The organism is Stenotrophomonas sp. CFBP 13725 (assembly GCF_014841935.1).
Lineage (GTDB): Bacteria > Pseudomonadota > Gammaproteobacteria > Xanthomonadales > Xanthomonadaceae > Stenotrophomonas.
In genome coordinates this window covers 76760-99669 of sequence record NZ_JACYUV010000008.1, presented here as the reverse complement: position 1 = coordinate 99669, position 22910 = coordinate 76760, and the positions used below count along the sequence as shown (strand labels likewise).

Here is a 22910-nt window from a genome sequence, read left to right as displayed (position 1 = left end):
AGGTGTCCGAAGATTCTAGCCGCGCGCTCAGTCGAGCGCGCGGTAGCGGAAATTGCGGAAGGTGACGGCGCCGTCGCCGGCGGCGTAGATCGCCGGCTTGAGGGCCAGGAACTTGCCTGCCACATTGTGATGGTAACCGGACACTTCCATCTGAACCGGGTACTTCACCCAGGTCCGGCCGTCGGTGCTGGAGTGGATGGTGACGATGTGGCGGTTGTTGGTGACCCGCAGCCAGAGCTTGCCGCCGGTGGTGCTGGGTGCCAGCCGGGTGGGGCGCTCCTCGCCGTAGCGGTGCATGATGAACTTCTCGCCATTGCTGCCCACGCCCACGTACAGGCGGTCGCTGTAGTACAGCAGGGCGCCGCCCACCGCGCCGGGCGCGACGTCCATCTCGACCTCGAACTGGTAGGCCTTGTCACCGGCGATGGCGGTCAGCGGGGAGCTGTCACGCGGGGTCTCACCCTTGCCCTGCAGCACCAGGCCCTTGCCGGTGAAGTCCAGCCGCTTGTATTCGTCCTGCGCCGGATTGAAGAAGGACCACTGCGGGCCGAGATCGCCGCCATTGAAACGGTCCGACAGGGCCATGCCGTGCTGGCCGACCGACTCGCCGGATGGCTTGCGCAGCGGCTGGCCGAGATCGCCGCCCTTGGCCACGAACCAGCCATCGGCGGTCCATTCGATGGGTTCCAGCAGGGCTTGGCGACCCAGCGTCCAGTACCCGTTCTCGTAGCCGTGGTACATCATCCACCAGCGTCCGTCGGTGCCTTCGATCACCGTGGCATGGCCACGCGACCACCACGGCTCCGCCGCTGACTGGGTCCGCATGATCGGATTGTTCGGTGCATTCACCCACGGTCCGTGGATCGAGCGGGAGCGTGCGGTGATGACCATGTGGCCGGTAGGCGGCCCGGCGGTGCCGCCCACGGCGGTGGTCATGTAGTACCAGCCATCGCGGAAATTGATCTTCGGGCCTTCCTGCGCATAGGCCTCCACGTCCCAGCTTTCCGGATACTTCCAGCCGTCGTAGACGTGTTTGGGGGTGCCCACCACGCTCAGGCCGTCGTCGGCCAGCTGCACGTAGTCGCCGCCACTGAGGAACAGGTAGCGCTTGCCGTCTTCACCGACAGCGTGACCGGGATCGATGTACTTCTCCAGGCCGATGTCGATCGGCTCACTCCACGGACCCTTGATGTCATCGGCCCACACCACGAAGTTGCTGCGCGTTTCACCGGTACGCGCCGGGAAATAGATGTAGTAGCGGCCTTCGTGCTTGATGATGTCCGGCGCCCAGATCGCACCGACATTCTTCGTGATCGCATGCCCCAGCGGCTGCCAGTTGACCAGGTCGCGCGAGTGCCACAGCGGCAGGCCGGGATAGGCGTCGAACGAAGACAGCGTCAGGTAGTAATCGTCGCCGTCCTTCAGCACCGACGGATCCGGTCGGTCGCCGGCGAACACCGGATTGAGGAACGTGCCGTTGCCCAGGTCCGCCTGGCGCTGGTTTTCGATGCCGCGCGTCCAGTTCGTGGCGGCTACGGGGCCTGCCGCAGCGGCAAGCGAGGTGGCCATCAGCAGGCCACTGGCCAGCAGGATCTTCAACGTGTGCTTCAACTGCATCGTGGTCCCTCCCAGGATCATGATTTCAAGAACGGAAGGGGACGACCGCCGGCCGTCCCCTTCGCCTGTATTACGCGCGCAGCAGATGCGGCAGCCACAACGACAGACCCGGGAAGAAGGTCACGATGAGCAGCACACCCAGGGCGGCGAACCAGAACGGCCAGATGCTGCGCATGCTTTCGCCGACGCTGATCTTGCCGATGGCGGTGCCGATGAACAGCACCGAGCCTACCGGTGGTGTCACCAGGCCGAGGCCACCGGTCAGCACCAGCACCAGGCCGAAATGGATCGGATCGATGCCGTAAGCCTTGGCGACCGGCAGGAAGATCGGCGTACAGATCAGGATCATCGGCGCCAGGTCCATGAAGGTGCCCAGCAGCAGCAGCATGATCACGATCATCAGCAGCACCATGAACTGGCTGTGCGCGAACGACTGCAGGAAGTCGACGGCGGCCGTGGGCACCTGCAGGAAGGCCAGCAGCCAGCCGAACACCGCGGCCGTGGCGATCACGAACAGGATCACGCCGGTGCTGCGCGCGGCATGGATGACCGTGCCGAAGAACTCGCGCCACGGCAGCTGCCGGTACAGCACGGTGGTGACCAGCAGGGCGTACACCACGGCAATGGCTGCACTCTCCACCGCAGTGAAGATACCGGCGCGGATGCCCACGAAGATCAGCGCCACCAGGCCCAGGCCGGGCAGGGCGGAGAAGATGCGCAGGGCCACCGCGCGCCAGCCCGGGAACACCTCCACACCGTAGCCGCGACGACGCGCCACGATGTAGCCGGTGATCATCAGCGCCAGCGTCATCAGCAACGCAGGCACGATGCCGGCCGCGAACAGGTCGGCGATGGACAGGCCACCACCGGCAGCGGCCGAGAACAGGATCAGGTTGTGCGACGGCGGAACCAGCAACGCCACCAGCGCGGCGGTGATGCTGACATTGACCGCGAAGTCGCGGTCGTAGCCGCGCTTGACCATCTGCGGGATCATCGTGCCGCCCACCGCGGACACATCGGCGATCGCCGAGCCGGACACACCGCCGAAGAACAGCGAGGACAGGATCGACACCTGGCCCAGGCCGCCGCGCATGCGGCCGACCAGCGATGACGCCAAGGCGATCAGGCGCTCGGAGATACCGCCGCGCATCATGATTTCACCGGCGAAGATGAACAAGGGAATGGCGATCAGCGAGGCCGAGCCGGTACCGGCGGATATCTGCTGTACCAGCACGATGCTGGGGATATCCAGGTACAGCAGGGTGGCCAGGGCCGCAGCGGCCAGTGCATAGGCGACCGGCACACCCAGCAGCAGCAGGCCGGCAAACACCAGGAAAAGCAGGGTAATACCCATCTCAACGATCTCCTTCAGCGTCAGCGTCGGCCACGACGGCGAGCGGGTAGTGCACCCGCCACGCGCGGTTGAGCGCGAACAACACCATCAACGCGCCGCCCAGCGACAGCGGCAGGTAATTGATGCTCTGCGGCAGGTTGGCCCCTGCAGTCTTGATGTCCAGTCCGTCCTGCAGCAGCACCATCGCCCACACGGCGATGAACCCGCCCAGCACGGCGATCACCAGTTGCACGAAGGTATCCACCACGCGGCGCAGGCCAGCGCTCATGTAGGCGGCCAGCAGGAAGAACCCGAAGTGGCGATTGGTATGTACACCGCAGGCCGCACCCAGGCTCATCGCCGTGCTCAGCAGCAGCAGCGTTACCGGTTCGGTCCAGCTGGGCGAATCGTTCAACACGTAGCGTGCGAACACCTGCCAGCCCTGCACCACCACCAGCCCCAGCAGGGCGGCCACGGCGATGTAGATGGCGATGTCGGCGATGCGGTCCAGCAGGCGCTGGCCGGCACTCAGGGCGATCGGGGCGGTGCCCGTCGTCGTATCGGTCATGGCGGAATCCTCAGGCGAGATCGCGGATGCGGTTGACCATGGCGGCCAGCTCGGGCTGCTTCAGGTACTCCTGCAGCAGCGGATCAGCGGCCTTGCGGAATGCCGCCAGGTCCACCTCGTTGGTCTTGACGCCGAAATCGGTCACGGCCTTGCGCGCTGCGTCCTCCGATGCATCCCACTGCTGGCGCATCACGTTGACCGATGCACGGGCCGTGTCGAGCAGCAGCTGGCGATCAGCCGGTTGCAACTGCTCGAAGCTGGCGCGCGACATCAGCAACACGTCGGGGGCATACGAATGGTCGCTCTGCGACCAGTAGTGCGCGGCTTCGAAGTGACGGCTGGAGTGGAAGCTGCGCATGTTGTTTTCCGCACCGTCGATCATGTGCGTTTCCATGCCCGAGAACGTATCGCCCAGCGACATCGGCGTCGGGTTCGCACCGAACAGACGCATCAACTGGATGAAGATGTCCGACGATGCCACGCGCAGCTTCAGGCCGCGCAGGTCGTTCGGCTCCACGATGGGGTGCTTGGTGTTGTAGAAGCAGCGTGCGCCCGAATCGTAGATGGCCAGGCCGACAAGATCGCGTGTCTCGAAGCTGCGCAGCACCGCGTCGGCCACGCCGCCGTCCAGTGCGGCACGCATGTGCGCTACCGAATTGAACACATACGGCAGGCACAGGGCCTGGGTGAGCGGGAATGCATTGTTGAGTGCACCGGAATACACACGGGTGATGTCGATGGCACCAAAGCGTGCCATGTCGATCGCCTCGGACTCGCGACCCAGCTGGCCGGAGTGGTACTGGCGCAGGCGCAGGCGGCCACCGGTTTCGCGGGCCAGGGTCTCGCCGATCCACTTCACCGCGGTCACGGTGGGGTAATCAGCGATATGGACATCGGTCGCGGTGAGCAGGTGCCCACCGGCCACGCTGTCGCCGGCTTTGCTGCAGCCTGCCAGGACCGGCGCAGCAAGCGCGCCGAGGCTGGTGGCAAGGAAGTTTCTACGTGTGATCATCTGCGCCCTCCCGCGCGTGTTCACCTGGCCGGCGCGGTCATCCCGCTGCCACGGCCCGGCAGGCAATGTCTCCGAAACCAGCGAACCGCACCACTGCCGTCTGGCCTACGCTGATGTCGTGGATACCGGTCGCATTGCCGGTGGCGATGAGTTCGCCGCGCTTGAGCGGGCGGCCACGCTTGGCCGAGCGGGACAAGGCAAAGGCGATGGCGGTACGCAGGCCGCCGGGCAGACGCGTTGCACCACCGGTGCCGACGACCTCACCCTCGATCAGCGTCTCCGCGCGCAGTTCGCTGTCATCGCGGGTGGTCCAGTCGGTGATTTCCGGCCCCAGCAACAGGCCGTTGTTGTTGCCGAAATCAGACACCACCACCAGCGGGCCGAGAATGTTGATGGTCGCCAACGGGCTGCTGGCCACTTCCACGCCGATGTACAGACGCGCCGGCAGCGCTTCGGCCTGCTCGGGCGTCCACTCCAGCTGATCGGCCGGTGCATCTTCCAGCAGTTCGATCACGTACTCGGCCTCGACTGCGGCGAAACCGCCTTCGAAGACCGGAATGTCGAGAACTGTTCCACCGGTAGCATTCTGCAGCCGATTGTTGAAGATCGGGCCCAGCAGGCGGTCATCGCCGGACACATCGCGGCGCTCTTCGGCGATGTATCCGACCTTCCAGCCCACTACGTCATGGCCCCATTCGGCGATGGCCAGGTCCTGCACGTGGTACGCGGTGACCAGGTCGGCGGGGATCGTACCGGGGAAATCAGGCAGGGAAGCGCCTGCACGACGCGCGCCGGTAAAGGCGCTGGCGATGGCGGCCGGGTCGGCCGGTGCGGTTGGCAGGTCCATGTTGCCGGGTTCGTTGCTCAAGGAGGCTCTCCCTTTGGCGTTGTTGCGCTGCGCATCGACAGCGTTCGGATGACGTGTATATGGTAAACCGGTGTCATCTGGCAATGTGCAGTGCGTCAGAAGGCATTCCGGGGTCTGCCCGCAACGACCCGTCCTTCTGTCTGGAGCCTTGCGCCATATGAGATTGCCGTTGTTTCTGCTGCCGCTGTCGCTGATTTCCGCGATGTCGTTGTGCGTATCCGCCGCTGCAGCGCAGCGCGCCGTGTCACCGGTCGAAATGGCGGCCGACGAGGCACCGGGCGAGCGCATCCCGCTGTGGCCCGCAGGTCAGGTTCCGGGCGAACAGGGCACCGCCCGCCCGATGCATGTGGTCGAACGCAGCACCGACCCGGCCCGGCCTGACCGCTATGTCGACCAGGTGGACGCCCCGTGGCTGGTGGTGCATGCGCCCGCGCGGCCCAACGGCAAGGCCGTGCTGGTCATCCCCGGCGGCGGCTACCAGCGCGTGGTGATCGACAAGGAAGGCACCGAGCTGGTTCCGGACTGGGTGGATCGTGCGGGCTACACGTTGTTCGTCCTGCGCTACCGGTTGCCGCAGCAGGGCCGTGATCGCCAGGCCGCACTGGCCGACGCGCAGCGCGCGCTGCGCAGGGTGCGCGCCATGGCCTCCGGCCGCGGGCTCGACCCGGATGACATCGCCGTGATGGGGTTCTCCGCCGGTGGCCACGTGGCCGCGCGGCTGGCGACCGGTTTCGATGCCACCGCGTATCCCCCACGCGACGACCTGGATGGGCTCAGTGCCAGGCCGTCGCGGGTCGTTCTGGTCTATCCCGTGATCGACATGGGCACGCACGCGCACAACGGCTCGCGGCAGCGCCTGTTGGGTGAGCATCCCGACCGTGCCCTGCAGGACACGTTCTCCCTGCAGACGCAGGTACGCCGGGACATGCCGCCCACGCTGCTGCTGCATGCAGCCGACGATGCAGTGGTCAGCGTGGACAACAGCCTGCTGATGGCGCGTGCCTTGGCCGATGCAGGTGTGGAGTACGAACTGCATGTATTCGCACACGGTGGCCACGGCTTCGGCATGCGGGCACCGGTAGCTTCCACCACGGCCCTGTGGCCGCAGATCGCGCAGCGCTGGCTGCAGCACCCGACTCGCAAGGAGCAGCCATGACCGACCTCGCCGACCTGCAGCGCCGCCGCTTCCTCAGCGACAGCGCACGCTGGGCCTTCGCCGCGGCGACGGCTGCCGCATTGCCCAGCGCCTTCGCCCAACCTGCGGCGCGGACGGACAACCAGGTGCTGGCCCGTGTGCGGGGCGGCCGCGTGCGGGGCCAGCGCGAGCAGGGCATCAATGTGTTCCGTGGCCTGCGCTACGGTGCAGATACCGCCGCGTACCGCTTCCAACCGCCGCGCGCCGAGCTCCCTTGGCGGGGCATCGCCGATGCCCTGGCGTTCGGCAGTGCCGCGCCGCAGGGCGGCAAGGAGGCGCCAGGCAGCGAAGACTGCCTGTTCCTCAACGTGTGGACGCCTGCGCTGGGCGATGGCGGCAAGCGGCCGATTCTGTTCTATATCCACGGCGGCGGCTTCAACAACGGCTCCGGCAGTGATCCGCTGTACGACGGCAGCGCCCTATGCCGTCGCGGTGACGTCGTGGTGGTGACCGTCAACCATCGGCTCAACCTGTTTGGCTATCTGTATCTGGGCGCGATGGGCGACCCACGCTATGCCGCATCCGGCAATGCAGGTCAGCTCGATCTGGTGCAGGCCCTGCAGTGGGTGCGCGAGCACGCCGCGACCTTCGGCGGCGATGCGGCCAACATCACCGTGTTCGGCCAGTCCGGTGGCGGCGCGAAGATCGCCACGTTGATGGCGATGCCGGCAGCGAAGGGACTGTTCCAGCGCGCGTGGACGATGAGCGGGCAACAGGTGACGGCCGCGGGACCACGCGCCGCCGCGCAGCGCACCGACATCGCCATGAAGGCAGCAGGGGCAGACGACATCGATGCGCTGCTGCGCCTCTCACCGGCCGCGCTGCTGGCAGCGGGCAAGGCACGCGATCCGTCGCGTGTGGAGAACAGCAGCCTGTATGTCGGCCCGGTGCTGGACGACGTGGTAGTGCCGGTGCATCCCTTCTTTCCCGACGCCCCCGCGCAGTCCGCTCACATCCCGATGGTGATCGGCAATACGCGCGATGAGACCCGCGCGTTCCTCGGCAATGATCCGGCCAACCACGAACTGACATGGGACACGTTGCCGGCGAGGCTGGAGCAGGAGCAGTACGTTGACCTGCGGCCGCAGCGCGTCATCGACGCCTACCGGCGCATGTATCCGCAGTACACGCCGTCGCAGGTGTTCTTCGCAGCCACCACCGCAGGCCGTTCGTGGCGTGGGGCCGTGGAAGAACTGGAGGCGCGTGCGCGCCAGCCGGTCGGGGCCGCGCCCACCTGGGCCTACCAGCTGGACTGGGGATCGCCGCTGGATGGCGGGCGGTTCGGGGCGTTCCATACGCTGGACATCCCGTTGGTGTTCGACAACGCCGGCCAGCCCAGCTCGCGCACCGGCGATGGTCCGGACGCGACGGCGGTCGCCGCGATGATGAGCAGCGCACTGATCCACTTTGCCCGCACCGGCGACCCCAACCATCGGGGCATCGCGCGTTGGGAACCGTATGACCTGCCGCGTCGGCAGACCCTGCTGTTCGATACGCGCAGCCAGCTGGCCGATGATCCACGTGGCGGCGAGCGCGAACTCTATCGGCAGGCGCCCTTCATGCAGCGCGGCACGTTCTGAGGCGCTGCTGCGCGTGTTTCCCGTTTCCGCCAACCGCTGCCGAGCATGCTCGGCGACCACGGGACCTCGTCCCGTGGGTGATGACCGCAGGTCATCGCGCTGTTGCCGCTGCGCTCGCCGAGCATGGCTCGGCGCTACCGGAGTTCCGTCGATGTCGAACCGTCGCTGCGTGTTGTCCCTGCTTGCTCTCTTCGCTGCGTTGCCTGCCATGGCGGGCGACAGGCCGCTGCCTGCGCCCATCCGGGCGAGCAAGATCATCCTGGTCGGGGACTCGACCACGGCGGTGCAGGGCGGGTGGGGGCCGCGCTTCTGCGGCGACCATGTCACGTCCTTCGCGGCCTGCATCAATCTGGCTCGCGGTGGGCGCAGTACGTACAACTACCGTGCTGAAGGGTCATGGTCACTGGTGGAATCGGAGATGCGCGCACCGGGCTATGCCGCCACGTGGGTGCTGATCCAGTTCGGGCACAACGACCAGCCGGGCAAGCCCGGACGCTCCACCGACCTGCAGCACGAGTTCCCGGACAACCTGCGGCGTTATGTGCAGGAGGTACGGGCCGCGGGTGCCGTGCCGGTGCTGCTGACACCACTCACCCGCCGACAGTTCGCCGATGGCCGACTGATCGATGACCTTGCCCCCTGGGCCGATGCCGTACGGCGGGTAGCGCGCGAGCTGGATGTTCCGCTGGTCGACCTGCATGCGCGCAGCCGGGCGCTGGTGCAGGCGATGGGTCCGGTCATGGCGATGACACTCGCCCAGGCACCCGCCTCCCAGCCGCAGGTGGCGGCCGCGCTGTCGGGCACCACCGTGGATGCGGCCGCAGCCGCAGCGGGCGCCGGTGCCGTTGCACAGAACGCGCTGATCGAGCCGATGGGCCAGGCCAAGCGAGCCTTCGACTACACCCATCTGGGAGACGACGGTGCGGCGGTATTCGCCACGGTGGTGGCCGAGGAGCTTGCGCATACGGTGCAGCCGATGCGCCCGCTGCTGCTGCCGTGAGACGTCATCCGGCCAAGCGGCGGCGCCCGATGGGTGGATAACGACTGAAACCCGCATCTTTCGCTCATTTTCCGGCTGTAAAGGCCGTGCGAACGTTCTGCGGACCGATGTGGCCTAGACTGGGTGCATGCAAGTGCAGTCGATCCCCTCCGGTTTCCGTGGCAAAGACAAGTTGATTTCGGCGCTGGATGCGGCGGTCGACCAAGGCGATGCTGCGTCGATCACCGCGGCCCTGCAGCAGACCCTGCGCAGTGCCATCCGCGATCCGTCCATCGAGCTGCCGGCCTGCGTCCATCGTCCCGTGCAGGGCCGCTATGCGCGGCGCGAACTGCATCGCAGCCCTACGCTGGGCTACAGCGTGATCGCCATGTGCTGGGGCCCGGGGCAGGGTACGCCGCTGCACGATCACGACGCGATGTGGTGCGTGGAAGGCGTATGGCGGGGTGACCTGGTCGTTACCCCGTATGCGCTGCTGGAGCAGGACGGCGACCGTGCCCGGTTCGCCGCGCAGGCGCTGCTGTATGGCGAACGGGGCAGTGCCGGCAGCCTGATTCCACCGCACGAGTACCACACACTGCGCAACGCCAGCAGCGAAGAGATCGCGGTGTCGGTGCACGTGTACCAAGGCCCGATGGAACGCAGCACCGTGTTCGAACCGATCGGCGATGACTGGTACCAGGCGCGCGTGCACGCGCTGGACAGCGACGCCTGACCCGGCACCCGGCGGTGCGCCCGGCTGACTGATTTCTGCAAGCCTGCGTCCCATGGCGCTCTGTAGGATTTTTTACAGACACCGCAGGAGCGCACCAGCACCATGGACCTTGCACATTGCCTGCTGGACCGACGCGACTACACGGCGGTCCAGTTCCAACAGCTGACACTGCCCGACCTCGGCGCGAAGCGACGCAACCTGGTGTGCATCACGTGCGGGCAGCAGGCGTTCTTCCGCAAGCCCAGTGCAGATGGGCGGGCCGCCTGTTTCGGTGCGCGCCCGCATGCTGCTGGCTGCAGCATGGCGGCGGAGGATGCGCTTCGCGTCGAGAGCGCGATCGGTCCCGATGAAGCGATCATCCGCAACACCGATGTCCTGGTGGTCGATTTCAACTTCGGCGCAGTGCAGGGCGCGCCGCATCTGCAGGATAACGATCAGGCCGGCGCGCAAGGACGGGGGGGGCGGCACGTCGCCGGGCAGCGCACGGCACGCCCCCATCGCAGGCTGAGTACGCTGCTCAAGCACCTGCGCAGCTCCGCAGCCTTCGGAGCTTCGAACCAGCCCATCGAAATCGGTGGGATCGCCAACCGGACGTTGCGCGACTTTTTCGTCGAGTTCTCCGCGCTGCATCCCCACCACTTCAGCCAGGTCGTCGGCTGCTGGGGCATGATCGCCGACGCGGGCGCCGGGAATGGCATCACCTGGCTGAATTCCGGCGGCCGGGGCGATATCAGCATCGGGATCCCGGACGCCATCGGCGCGGCGTTCACGCAGCGCTTCCAGGTGACCGATCTGGAAGATCTGGCCGGCGCCTATGTACTCGCCATCGGCACGCCGTGGATCTCACAGCAGGGAAAGAAGTGCCTGATCGTGGACGACATCGAGTTCGTCACCGCCAGCCTTGCCTGAGGGGGCAAGGCTGGCGGCCGGGGATGACGGCAGGATTGACGGCCAGCGACCGTCACTACCCGTCCCCGTCAGAGAATGTCCACGCTGTTGTTCAGGCGCGTGACTTCCTCGCCATCGTCGGCCAAGGCCACGCGTACGCGCAGGTCACGGCGGTCGCCTGCAGGCAACGGCAGGGCGACGGTGGTCGTGCGCGGCTGCAGATCACTGGGCGCGTCCATCGCCGGCACTTCGATACGCGCGATCTCACGGCCACGCGCATCTTCCAGCACCGCCACACCGGTTCCCGTGCCCACATGCCCCAGGCTGTGGACGATCACGTGCACCTGCCTTCCATCGACCCGCACGTCGCCCCGGCCAATGCCCAGGTCAGGACGTTGCTCCACGGGGGTGCCGGCACGGATGCGCTCGAACTCGAACACTTCGGTCCTGCCCGGCTGGAACCGCAGCGGCGTGCTGACGCTGGTTTCCAGCATCACGTCGCGTTCGCTCACCTTGCCGTCGATCTTCCCGTCGCCGTTGGCGTCCACGCCGCTGCGCACCCGCCACGTGCCGCTGGCCACGTTCCAGCCGGTCATGTCCGCGGTGATCGCCTGCTTGGCCAGGTTGTAGCTGGTGACGGTGAAGCGTTCGCGTGAGGGCGCATGGACCAGCAGCGCCACCTGTTCGGCCGCATCGTCGCGGTCGAAGCGCCAGCTCACCGTGTGCCCCGGCCAGCTCTGGTTGCGCTTCAGGGCGATACCTCCCAGGCGGGCACGCTGCAGGAACTCGCTCGGTGCCTCCACCCGGTCCGACCACCAGTGGCCGTCGGTGTTCATGTATTCGCGCTGCGCCTTGGCCTGGATCCCCTCGGCGTGCAGGGCCTCGATGTACTTCACATCGCCGCTGGCCTGCCATGCCATCACGCTGGCGAAGCCGGTCTTGCCACTGTCTGCATCGGCAGTCAGCTTCGGATACCAGTCCTGCTGTCGCCCCAGCACCTCCACGTAGTTCTCGCCGAGGTTGGACAGCGCACCGGGTCCACCGCGCTCCACGCGGTAGTCCAGTGCTTTCAGGTACTTCTCATCGCCAGTCCAGCGCCACGCCGCCCAGAAGGTGTGCATGATGTCGCCGCTGCCGGACCCGTTGTTGAGTTCACCGCCGCGCACCTTGCCGGTGGCCCAGTTGATCTCGTTCGGCAGCGCCCAGCGGCCCTTGTCGTCGGTGTAGGCGTGGGCGAGGTAGCCATCGGCCAGGCCGGTGACCAGGCGTCGGCTGCTCGGATCGGCATTGAACTGCCCGAGCAGGAAGGCGGGGTGCAGCACCGGGAATGAATACGGTTTCTGCCACTGCCAGTTCGGCTCGCGGTAGACCTTGTTGCCGCCGAACCAATTGCTGGAGAACAGCAGGTGGCCCTGCGGGTTGGTCAGGATGATCTTCTCGTCGAAGGCTTTAACCGTCTCCATCAACCGTTCCACGGTCAGCGGGTCACCCCAGTTGAGGTACAGCATGGCGCTGTTGGTGTTGATGCCTTCCTCGTAGGCGTGCAGCTCGTCGGTTTCGATGGTGCTCAACCCGTTGCTGAACATGCCATTGCGGTACACCGCATCGGACAGCGCGGTCAGCGACGCGTTCAACCGGTCCGGCTGCACACCCATCAGGGCCAGGCCCGGCCACTGCTGGGTCAGGTCCGAATCGTCGGAGATGCCGCCGCCGAAGTCGCCGTACGGCACCTGACGGTGCTCGATCCACCAGTCGATGAAGCGCCGCACATAGGCCAGGTCCTGGGTCTGGTTGAACGCCCATGCCGGCACGCCCTTGGGCACTTCCGGTGCGGTGAACGGCGGTCGGCCCTGGCTGTTGTAGCTGATGTAGTTCCAGTACAGCCGGCCGAGCTGGTGATCCGGATCCACCCGCAGCAAATCACTCAGGTCGGCGTAGACGCGGGCGTACAGGCGCTGCCGCTTGGAGGTGGTGTGTTCCTCCACGAGGAAACCCCAGTTGTCGCGCACCTGGTTGAAGCGGTCTGCGACGTGCTCGGCGATCGCTTCACTGCGCGGCTTGAACACCATGCGGATTTCCGCGCCGTCCAGCGCGCGTGCGTCGAAGCCGGGAGCCGCCGAGGCGATGCTCAACCACAGGCTGTCGGCGGTGAGGATGCGGTCGCGCAGGTCCAGCCACAGCGTGCGCTTCTTGCCGGGTTGCACCGAGACCGATACATCGATCATGTCGCGGGCCGGCCAGATCGGATCCTTGATGCGGATGTTGAGCGGGATCAGGCCGTCATGGGTCGCCGGCAGGTCCAGCGCCGGCAGGTCGATGGCCACGCCGTCCAAGCCGTCATGCATGTTTTCCCAACTGTGCGCCCAACTGCGGATCAACGGCTGGTTGGCCGGTGCATCACCCACGCCGGACGGGATCAGCACGTGCACGATGGGCAGCGGCTGGGCAGGCAGCGTATCGGCACCGCGACGGCGTGAACCGGCCCCCTTGGGCAACGCCATCACCGTGCTGCGTTCGGCCACGGGGTAGCGGCCGTCGATGTAGTGCCGCAGCGTGTCCAGGTTGGTGTAGTCAGGCAGGGCCTGGCTGTCCACCACATAGGTCTGCTTGACGCTGCCGTCCGGCTCACTGCCTTCGCCCACGTGATAGGCCCAGATCTCCTGGATCGGGGTTTCCTGTTCCACGTTGCTGAAGCGCAGCACGCCCCCCTGCTGGGTGGGGATGTCATCGACACTGCGCACCACGCCGCGCGGGCGCTGCAGCACCGTTGTGGTCGCGCTCTGCGCATCGGCGCCGTGCGCCAAGGTGCCGAACGCCGCGCCACGCACCTCGATGCGGTTCACCGGTTCGCCATCGGGCAGGGTCAGGTCCAGGTGCTGCCCGGCCTCTACATAGGTGTTCCAGTCCGGCAGCTGGAAGTAATCGTTGCGGCCCGGCAGGCGCGAGCGGTTGTAGACCCCCGGCCAGGTGGTTTCGGCGATGCCATCGGTGGCCTTCCACATCCACTGCTTGAGGTCCTTGGTATCGGCGAACTCGATCTTGCGTATGCGCGTGCCTGCGGCGGCCAGGGCCGGCGGAGCCGCACCTTCCCAACCGAAGCGATGCCGCCATGCACGCTGGTCTGCCGACGCCACGACGGCCGTCGCCGGTGCCTTGCCTTGCGCCAGTGCAGCTACCGCCGGTCCATCCAGCATGCGGTCGAAGACGCGGATGTGCTGGAGATCGCTGCCGCGCAGGAAGTTGTAGCGGCTCTGCACCTGATAGGGCGCCATCACCCGCCCGGCCAGGCCCAACTGGTCCAGCGCGGCATCGTAGTCGCCCTTGGCATCGACCCGTGCGACTTCCTTGCCATCCACGAACAGACGCACCCCGTGGTCTTCGTCCCAGGCGAACGCCAGGTGCACCCACTGCGCCGGGGCCGGGTTCTGCGGCAGCGCGAACGACACCCGGGTGCGCGCCAGGTTGGCATCGGTGACGAACGCATCGAAGCCGTGTCCGTTCCAGTCGATGCGCAGCCACGCCATGTCCCAGCTGCTGTGGTCGGCATAGCCGACGCGGAAGATCACGAACGGTGCTTCACCAACGGCATAGCGCGATCGCCAGTCGAAGGCCAGCGTGCCGCGCTGCGCCAGGATGTTGCCGGGCGCATCCCACGACAGCACGCCATCGTCTTCCCACTGGATCGCCTTGCCGCGCGCACCGTCATCGACCACCTTCACCTTGTCGCGGAAGTTGGGTACCGGATCGCCCTGCGCCACCTCGGCTTCCAGGCCGTGGTTCGCATCCACGTGGAACAGCAGCGCGGGTGCCTCTGCGGCGAGCGACGGCGCAACGAACAGCGCGGTGGCCAGGGCCAGCAGGCGGCGACGGGGCAGGCGGGCGAGGGCAGTGGGACGGTGGGGCATGGAACCTTCCTTTCAACAGCGGGCGACGGTGGGCGCGTGGTGCAGGATCAGAACTTGTAACGCAGGCCGAGGTAGTACTGGCGCCCGGTCTGGGTGTAGCGGTCCGGCAGGGAAAGCGCGGAATCCACGTAGCGTTCGTCGGCGGTGTCCAGCAGGTTGATCGCCTCCAGGCTGACGGTCAGCTGCTTGTTGAACTTCCACGACATGTTGAAATCGACGTTCTCCACGCTGTACTTGCCGGTGACATCCGCCGTGGCGAGCGCATTGCCATCCAGGTCGCGGATGTTCTCCTGCGCCAGGATCTGGTTGATGTAGGCATCGCGGTAGCTGGTGGATACGCGCGCACTGAAGCGCCCGTCGTCGTAGTACAGGGTGGCGTTGTACGAATTGGGCGACAGGTTCAGCAGGTCGTTTTCCGTGTACGTGGTGACGATGGTGTTGCCGCTGCCGGAGCTGAAGAGGTACTGGATCTTCGAATCGACGTGGGTGTAGTTCAGCTGGATGCCGAAGTTCTTCCAGAAGCCGGGCAGGAAGCTGAAAGGCTGCTGGTACGTCAGCTCGTAGCCCTTCAGCGGGCCACCCGGCGTGTTGAAGTAGCTCTGCACGTTGAACAGCGTGTTCGGGCTGAAGCCGGCCGGCAGCAGGTCCAGCGAATAGCCCATGTCGTCCCAGGTGTTCAGCAGGCGGGTACGCTGCACGTAGGTTTCGATGTCCTTGTAGAACACCGCGGCCGACAGCAGCGCGCCTTCGCTGAAGTACCACTCCGCACTCAGGTCGTAGTTGGTGGAGCGGAACGGATCCAGCTTGGGATTGCCGAGGTTGATCGAGTAATACCGGTCTTCATCGAGGAAGGCGCTCGGCCCGCCGCTCACGCTCGGTGACAGGTTGGACAGGGTGGGGCGGGCCATCGTCTTGGCCGCACCGAAGCGCAGCACCACGCTGTCCGTCACGTCCCAGGCCAGGTTCAACGACGGCAACCAGTCGTCGTACTGATGGCCGACGCGGGTTCCCACCAGCAGGCGTTCGCCAGCGTCAGCGGTGGCGCTCGCCACGCCCAGGAACGGCTGGCAGGCCGCGGACAGATCGCCGCTGCTGGCCGCCTGGCACGGCGCATAGCCATCCGCAGTGATCTGCGTCTGCACGTAGCGCATGCCGATGTTGCCGCGGAATGGCCGGCCCCACAGGTCGGTATTGAAGTCGAGTTGCAGGTACGTCGCGTAGCTCTTCTCGTTGACGTCGAAATTGTTGTTCGACGAACCGAAGTGGCCCACACCGGCGAGGCGGTAGTCGCCCCCCAGGCTGCCGGTATCGCAGTTGCAGTAGATGTCCAGCAGCTCGGCGACGCGCTTGAAATCGGGGATCAACCAGCTTGACGGCGTGGCCGTGTCCAGCCCCTTGCCGAAGCCATTGAGCGTGCTGCTGAGGTCGCCGATGCCGGTGCCGCCGGGCAGGGCCTGGGCCAGCCGTCCGTAACTGATGTTGCGGTACTCCTGCGTGCTCATGTCGTAGTCCTTGTAGGCAAGACCACCACGCAGGGTGAACGTCGGCGAGACCGTGAAGGTCAGGTCGACCTTCGCCGTATCGAACTGGTTGTCGACGTAGTTGGGGTTCAACCGCACTTCGCTGATGTTGCTGCCGCGCGCGGTGCCATTGGCGTTGACCGGGGCGGTGCCATAGCCCAGCCACTGCCAGGCATTGGGATCATTCAGCGCGAACGGGAAGCCCATCGACGGCAGGCTGGCATTGTTGCGTGCATCGAAGACGAACCCGTCCAGATTGCTGTTGTCGAAGCTGACCATCGAGAACACCGGGCGCTCGAAACTGGACGAAGAGTGGCCCACCAGCGCGTCCAGGCGTACCGCATCGTTGAAGCGGTGTTCGAATTCGAGGCTGACCTGCTTGAACTCGGTGCTCTCTTCGATGGACGTCGATTCCGTGCGGAAGTCCACGTTGTCGAATACGCCGTAGACCAGGCGGTTCTGGTCGTCGACCTGGGCCTCGCGTACCGCGATCTGGGTCTTGCCACCGTACTGCGCGGTGCGGTGCAGGTTGGCACCCAGCGAATCCTCGCGCTGGTCCTTGTCCAGCTTGGAGTACATCAGGTCCAGATTGAGCAGGCTGTCGTCGCTGAACTTGAACTGCAGGGCGCCGGTGATGCCAAGGCGCTCGAGCTCATGTTCGGTGCGGACATAGCGCGGATAGCGCGGAATCCACGCGTTGGTCGCGGTCTCGTACGCGGCGATGTTTTCCGCTGTCGCTGCGGGACGGTCCAGGCCGGTGCCGCAGTGTGCGGCATCGATGCCATAGCTGCCCCAGCCATTGTTACGGGCCTGGTTGGCCGCGCTGCCCACACCTGCAGCGGTCTCGTTGGCCAAGGGATTGCGCGGCGTCTGCGGGTCATACCCCAGTGGGCTGCAGAAACCGTACGTCCCGTTGTTGGTCGCCGTGGGCTGGTTCGAATTGCGATGGTTGCCGTGCTCCCAACGGACCGGGTTGTAGCCTTCTTCGAAGATGGTGCGCTTGCTGTAAGCCACCGACATCAGCGCGCCGAAGCGGCCGTCGGCCCAGGTGTTGCTGAGCAGCGCCGATACGCGCGGGTCCTTGCTGCGCGACAGCTCGTTGAAGCCGTACTGGCCGTTGAGCGACGCCTGGAACCCGTCGAAATCGAACGGACGCGACGCACGCAGGTCGACCGTGGCACCGAGTGATCCTTCGTCGGTCTGCGCAGACTGCGTCTTGCTGACCTTGACCCGGCTGAAGAGCTCGGAGGCAAAGGTGTTGAAATCGAATCCGCGGCTGCGGTTGACGCCGGCGGTACCGCTGCCCGCGGTGGACAGCGCTTCCAGGCCGTTGATGCGCACGCGGGTGAAGTCCGATCCCAGCCCACGGACGGATATCTGCTGGCCTTCTCCGCCCTCGCGGTCGATCGATACACCGGCGATGCGCTGCATCGACTCGGCCAGGTTGAGATCAGGGAACTTGCCGATGTCTTCGGCATAGATGGCGTCGACCTGTTCGACGCTGTAGCGCTTTTCATCCAGCGACTGCTGCAGGCTTTCGCGGTACGTCGCCTTGACTTCCACCTTGTCCAGATCGACGGCGTTGGGTGCGCTGGCAGCGGCCTCCGGTGTCTGCTGCGCGGCCGCGGTGCTGGTCAGTACCAGACCGATGGAGAGTGCGAGCAGCGTGAACGGCGTGCGGCCGGCACGGTGGCGTGGGTGTGACAGATCCATGTTGTAAGCCCCTCCCAGGGTGTCCTCAACGCGTGCGTGTGTACTGCAGGCGATGAACCGGCCTCCACCGGATCACTGCCTCGGCGCAACGTCTTGCTGACACCGCAGGTCACGGGAACGTAGCAAAGCACTCACGGCGCAGCATCTTGCGCCGCAGCAGCAGGCCACGGTGTCGGGATCGTCGGCGTTGCACCTGGCGGCGGCGTGGTTGCCACGCCGCCGCTTCGGTCGGTGGATCAGAACTTGTAGCGCACGCCGAGCAGGAACTGGCGGCCGGTTTCGGTGTACTGCAGCGGCAGCTGGCCGGTGAGCGGCGAACGCACCCACTCGTCGGACGCTTCGTTGGTCAGGTTGACACCTTCCAGGGTCAGTTCGAGCTGGTCGCTGACCTTGTAGCGCAGCGAGGCGTCGATCATCGTGGTGCCGGTCATGCCGTGCACGCCGTCCACGTTGAAGCCGGTTTCCTGGCCCGGTGCCTGGGTCAGGTAATCGTCGCGGTTGGTGGCCGACACACGGCCGGACCAGGTGTCACCTTCATAGAACACCGTGGCGTTCCACGAGGTCGGCGACAGACCGGTCAGGTCGTTCTTCATCACCGCCTGGCCTTGGCCATTGAGGTACTGGATCTTCGATTCCACCCAGGTGTAGTTCAACTGCACGCCGAGGTTGGACCACTTGCCCGGCAGGAAGGTGAAGGGCTGGGTGTAGTTCGCTTCCACGCCATGCAGCTCGCCGCCGGGGGTGTTGAGCGGGATGCTGAAGGTGAACTCGTCGTTGACCGTGGCACCGGTGCCGTCCAGCAGGCTGGCCGGCAGGCCACTGGTGGAATACGGGCGCACATCGCGGGTGGTCTGCACGAAGGACTCGATGTCCTTGTAGAACAGGCCCAGGCCGAGCATTGCGCCTTCGTTGAAGTACCACTCGAAGCCGAGGTCGACGTTGGTGGCGCGGATCGGATCCAGGTTCGGATTGCCGCCGGCCACGGTGCGGGCGCCGCCGGCCACTGCCACGGTCACGCCGGGGGTCAGGTTGCCCAGGCCCGGACGGGTCATCACCTTCGCCGCGCCGAGGCGGATCAGGAAGTCCGGTGCCACTTCGGCGACCAGGTTGAACGAGGGCAGCGTGTCATCGTACTTGCGGTTGCTGGTGGTCAGCACCGGCACGCCACCGACGGTCGCGTAGCCGTTGGATTCCTGCTTGGTCTCCACATAGCGCACGCCGAAGTTGCCGGACAGCGGGATCGATCCGAGGTCGGTGGAGAACTCGCCCATCAGCCACACGCCGCGGTCCTTCTCTTCCACGCTGCGGCTGTTGTTCAGCCGCGGCGCGACGGCGAAGGTGCCGGTGTTGCTGTAGATGTCGAACAGGTTGGCCACCGCGTCCAGGTTCGGCACGACCCAGTTGGACGGATTGCCGGTGATGCCCTTCAGGCCTTCCTGCTGGGTGTATTCCGGCGGCACGATCAGGCCGCTGCCCGGGAAGGTCGGCACGGCCAGCTCACTGGCGCGACGCAGTTCCACGGTGTTGAAGCTGTAATCCTTGGCCAGCACGCCGCCCTTCAGGCGGAAGCCCGGGCTGATGTTCCAGTTGAAATCCAGCTGCGCGGTGTCGAAGTCATTGTCCACCGACTGCGGACGCAGACGGATCTCGGCCAGGGTCCAGCCGTTCGGGTTGGTCGGGTCGATGCCGTAGTTGAAGGCAGGCAGGTTCTTGTTGCCGCGGTAGTCGTAGCTGTACCCGTCGACATCGAACTTGTCCATGATGACCGTGGTCTGCACCGGGTTCTCGTGGGACGAACGCGAGGTGCCCAGCTTGCCGGTGATCTGGAAGGCTTCGCTGAAGCGGTGCTCCAGGTTCAGGCTGACCTGCTTGAAGTCGGTGCTCCACTCGTCGTGGCGGTTTTCGCTGCGGATATCCACGTTGTCGAACGCGCCGTAGACCAGCGCGTTGTTGCGGATTTCGCCGTCGCGCACGATCGTCTGCGGCTTGCCGGCACCGGAGCGGCTGAAGGAAATGGCCTCGATGTAGTGCTCATCGCGGTCGGCATCGATCTTCGAGTACAGCGCGTCGAGCGACAGCTCGGTGCGGTCGGTCGGCTTCCACTGCAGCGAGCCGGTGACGCCCAGGCGCTCCTGCTTGTGCTCCATCTGCACGTAGCGCGGGAAGCGTGGGTGGAACACGTTGGCTCCGCGCGCGGCGGCGAACGGCGAGCTGGCAGCGAAGCCACCGTTGCTCGGCCCGTTGGCCCAGCGGCCGGTGTTGGAGCCTTCTTCCAGCGCCTGGCGCTCGGAGTAGGCCACCGACAGCAAGGCACCGAAGGTGCCGTCAGCGAAGGTGTTGGAGATAAGCGCCGCCATGCGCGGATCCGCTTTCTGCGCCATGTCGTTGTAGCTGGCCTGGCCGCTGGCAGCGAAGGTGAAGCCTTCGTAGTCGAACGGACGCGCGGTGCGCAGGTCGACGGTGGCGCCCAGCGAACCTTCTTCCACGTCGGCCGAGGCCGTCTTGCGCACGATCAGCTGCGAGAACAGATCCGAAGCAAACACGTTGAAGTCGAAACCACGGCCACGGTTGGTACCACCGCTCTGGTCGCCGGCACCGACGGTCGCCAGGGCCTCCATGCCGTTGATGCGCACGCGGGTGAAGTCCGGGCCCAGGCCACGCACCGAGATGCTGCGGCCTTCGCCGCCATCGCGGGTGATCACCACGCCGGGGATGCGCTGCAGCGATTCGGCCAGGTTGAGGTCGGGGAACTTGCCGATGTCTTCGGCGACGATGGCATCGACCACGCCGGCTTCGCTGCGCTTGATGTCCAGCGCCTTCTCCACGCTGGCGCGGTAGCCGGTGACGGTGACCGTATCCAGGTCCGTTGCCTGCTGTGCCTGTGCGGTGGCGCTGATGGCCAGACCGATGGACAGGGCCAACAAGGTAACCGGTGTCTTTTTGCTGCTGTTACGAGAAATCATGGCCTTTCCCTCTCCCAAAGGTCTGGTTCACAACGCAGTGTCAGCAAGATGACACCGCTGGTCAGGGCGGACGTTAACAGCACCTTCAGGATCGGGCATCTTGCACCGCAACAGATTCGTAATGTCCCTGAGACGCTTGCGGGACAATGGCTTGAATGGAGAGACGGGGTGGACGCGACAGCCCATGGGGCTAGAATGACACCGATAGCCAAGAGCCACGCGGGGTGCGTGGTTCCCTCCGGCGCGCTGCAACGCGATGCTGCGGTCCGGGCAACGAGGACATCTGATGAGTCGAGTGGTCTGTTTCGGGGAACTGCTGTTGAGGATGGGCGCACCGGGCAACGAGCTGCTGCTGCAGTCGCCGCGCCTGGAGGTGCACGTCGGTGGGGCGGAAGCCAATGTCGGTGTCTCGCTGGCGCACTTTGGCCATGACGTGGCGATGGCCAGCGTCGTGGCGGACAATCCGCTGGGCGCGCATGCACTGGGCGAACTGCGCCGTCATGGCGTGGACACGCGGGGCGTGCGCCTGCAGGCCGATTCCCGCATGGGTCTGTACTTCCTGACCACCGGTGCGGTGCAGCGGGCCAGCGAAGTGGTGTATGACCGCGCGGACTCTGCGTTCGCGCTGAGCAGCGCGGCGGACTACGACTGGTCCCAGCTGCTGCAGGGCGCGGAGTGGCTGCATCTTTCCGGCGTCAGCCCGGCCCTGGGTGCCGACGTGGCACAGGCGACGCTGGCCGCCGCACGTGCCGCACGCGCGCAGGGCGTCAAGGTGTCCTTCGACGGCAATTTCCGGCCGAAGCTGTGGCAGCGCTGGGGTGGCGATGCGAAAGCCATCCTGCGTGAGCTGTTCGCACAGGCGGACATCGTGTTCGCCGATTACCGCGATATCGAAGTGGTGCTGGGCCAGCCGTTCGCGCAGGACGACGTGGTCGCCCGCGTGGACGCTGCCGCAACCGCCGCGTTTGCCGCGTTCCCGCACCTGCAGTGGATGGCGTGCACGCAGCGCCAGGCGCTGAGCGTGGACCACCATGCACTGGGTGCATTGTTGATCGGCCGTGATGGCACGCGCGCCCAGGCGCCGGTACGTCAGTTGCAGGGCATCGTCGACCGGATCGGCGGCGGTGATGCGTTCGCTGCCGGCATCCTGCATGGCATCATGCGCGGCTTCGATGCCGACGCCACTGTGCGCTTCGGTTTGGCCGCCGGTGGTCTGAAGCACTCGATCCCCGGTGATTTCAATCCCGTCAGCGAAGCTGACGTGCTGGCCCTGGTGGGCGAGGAGCGTTTTGATGTCCGGCGCTGATCCGCGCGTTCGCGCGGTACTGAAACTGGCACCGGTGATCCCGGTGTTCACCCCTGATGACGTGGACGATGCCGTGCAGGTCGCCCAGGCCTTGTTCCGCGGTGGCCTGCCGGTGGTGGAAGTCACCCTGCGCACGCCGCGTGCGATGGAAGCGATCAAGGCCATGGCCGAGGCCGTGCCCGACGCAGTGATCGGCGCAGGCACCGTGCTGACGGCCGCGCAGATGCAGGCGGTCAAGGAAGCGGGCGGTCGTTTCGCCGTGTCCCCCGGTGCGACGGAGCGGCTGTATGCCGCTGCGCGCGATACCGATCTGCCGTTCCTGCCGGGCGTAGCGACATCGTCCGAACTGATGCACGGATTGGAGCAGGGGCTGGATACGTTCAAGTTCTTCCCGGCCGTGCAGGCCGGTGGTGCGCCGTTGCTGTCGGCGTGGGCCGGCCCGTTCGGCGATGTGCGTTTCTGCCCCACGGGCGGCATCAGCGTGCAGACCGCGCCGCAGTTCCTGCACCTGCCCAACGTGCTGTGCGTGGGCGGCTCGTGGCTGACCACCGCTGCCCTTCTGCAGAGCCGTGATTGGGCAGCGATCGAAGAACTGGCCCGGCAAGCGTCCGTGCTCGCGAGCTGAGGGTCGGGGTCGCGCCGGCTGGATTGTGCCGACTGGATTGTGCCGGCTGGGTTGTGCCGGCTGGATAGAGCCGGCTGGGTAGAGCCGACTTCAGTCGGCTGGTCT

15 protein-coding genes are annotated in these 22910 nt (G+C 66.1%); 7 read left to right on the top strand and 8 right to left on the bottom strand.

Going from position 1 to position 22910, the window contains the following annotated elements:
• Positions 1-27 precede the first annotated feature (27 nt).
• The 5 genes from IFT65_RS14175 to IFT65_RS14155 all read right to left on the bottom strand — a co-directional run bounded on the left by IFT65_RS14175 (position 28) and on the right by IFT65_RS14155 (position 5377).
• On the bottom strand, positions 28-1617 hold the full coding sequence (locus IFT65_RS14175) for a family 43 glycosylhydrolase (RefSeq protein ID WP_192081968.1): 1590 nt from the start codon (positions 1615-1617) through the stop codon (positions 28-30).
• A gap of 70 nt (positions 1618-1687) precedes the next feature.
• Positions 1688-2971 (bottom strand): TRAP transporter large permease, encoded by a 1284-nt coding sequence (locus tag IFT65_RS14170; protein ID WP_192081967.1) that lies wholly within the window; start codon positions 2969-2971, stop codon positions 1688-1690.
• A 1-nt stretch (position 2972) separates the two neighbouring features.
• On the bottom strand, positions 2973-3518 hold the full coding sequence (locus IFT65_RS14165; protein ID WP_188325577.1) for a TRAP transporter small permease: 546 nt from the start codon (positions 3516-3518) through the stop codon (positions 2973-2975).
• Positions 3519-3528: 10 nt separating this feature from the next.
• On the bottom strand, positions 3529-4530 hold the full coding sequence (locus IFT65_RS14160) for a TRAP transporter substrate-binding protein (RefSeq protein WP_192081966.1): 1002 nt from the start codon (positions 4528-4530) through the stop codon (positions 3529-3531).
• A 37-nt stretch (positions 4531-4567) separates the two neighbouring features.
• Positions 4568-5377 carry a 2-keto-4-pentenoate hydratase gene (locus tag IFT65_RS14155; RefSeq protein WP_188327143.1) on the bottom strand — a complete coding sequence of 270 codons (810 nt, stop codon included), beginning with the start codon at positions 5375-5377 and terminating at the stop codon, positions 4568-4570.
• A 178-nt stretch (positions 5378-5555) separates the two neighbouring features.
• On the opposite strand from IFT65_RS14155, the gene IFT65_RS14150 reads away from it, so the two are divergent.
• The 5 genes from IFT65_RS14150 (at position 5556) to IFT65_RS14130 (ending at position 10794) form a co-directional block, all read left to right on the top strand.
• Complete coding sequence (locus IFT65_RS14150) at positions 5556-6554, top strand: alpha/beta hydrolase (RefSeq protein ID WP_249405172.1); 999 nt, start codon at positions 5556-5558, stop codon at positions 6552-6554.
• Positions 6551-8173, top strand: coding sequence for a carboxylesterase family protein (locus IFT65_RS14145; RefSeq protein ID WP_192081965.1), 1623 nt, complete (start codon positions 6551-6553; stop codon positions 8171-8173). Before IFT65_RS14150 ends, IFT65_RS14145 begins: the two co-directional genes overlap by 4 nt.
• A gap of 208 nt (positions 8174-8381) precedes the next feature.
• The gene (locus tag IFT65_RS14140; protein WP_249405174.1) at positions 8382-9173 is read left to right on the top strand and encodes a rhamnogalacturonan acetylesterase; all 792 of its coding nucleotides are present in this window, start codon (positions 8382-8384) and stop codon (positions 9171-9173) included.
• Positions 9174-9300: 127 nt separating this feature from the next.
• Complete coding sequence (locus tag IFT65_RS14135; RefSeq protein ID WP_192081963.1) at positions 9301-9885, top strand: cysteine dioxygenase family protein; 585 nt, start codon at positions 9301-9303, stop codon at positions 9883-9885.
• A 102-nt stretch (positions 9886-9987) separates the two neighbouring features.
• Positions 9988-10794, top strand: coding sequence for a hypothetical protein (locus IFT65_RS14130; RefSeq protein ID WP_192081962.1), 807 nt, complete (start codon positions 9988-9990; stop codon positions 10792-10794).
• A gap of 68 nt (positions 10795-10862) precedes the next feature.
• On the opposite strand, the gene IFT65_RS14125 is transcribed toward IFT65_RS14130, so the two are convergent.
• The 3 genes from IFT65_RS14125 to IFT65_RS14115 form a co-directional block, all read right to left on the bottom strand.
• Positions 10863-14678 (bottom strand): LamG-like jellyroll fold domain-containing protein, encoded by a 3816-nt coding sequence (locus IFT65_RS14125; RefSeq protein WP_192081961.1) that lies wholly within the window; start codon positions 14676-14678, stop codon positions 10863-10865.
• Between the two features lie 47 nt (positions 14679-14725).
• A complete protein-coding gene (locus IFT65_RS14120) occupies positions 14726-17911 on the bottom strand; it encodes a TonB-dependent receptor (protein ID WP_192081960.1) in 3186 nt (1061 codons plus the stop codon).
• 236 nt (positions 17912-18147) lie between these two features.
• Positions 18148-20874, bottom strand: coding sequence for a TonB-dependent receptor (locus IFT65_RS14115; RefSeq protein WP_192081959.1), 2727 nt, complete (start codon positions 20872-20874; stop codon positions 18148-18150).
• A 286-nt stretch (positions 20875-21160) separates the two neighbouring features.
• On the opposite strand from IFT65_RS14115, the gene IFT65_RS14110 reads away from it, so the two are divergent.
• Positions 21161-22180, top strand: a complete 1020-nt coding sequence (locus IFT65_RS14110) for a sugar kinase (protein ID WP_188325568.1) — start codon at positions 21161-21163, stop codon at positions 22178-22180.
• Positions 22167-22805 carry a bifunctional 4-hydroxy-2-oxoglutarate aldolase/2-dehydro-3-deoxy-phosphogluconate aldolase gene (eda, locus tag IFT65_RS14105; protein ID WP_192081958.1) on the top strand — a complete coding sequence of 213 codons (639 nt, stop codon included), beginning with the start codon at positions 22167-22169 and terminating at the stop codon, positions 22803-22805. The genes IFT65_RS14110 and eda overlap by 14 nt, the downstream gene beginning before the upstream one ends.
• Positions 22806-22910: the final 105 nt, after the last annotated feature.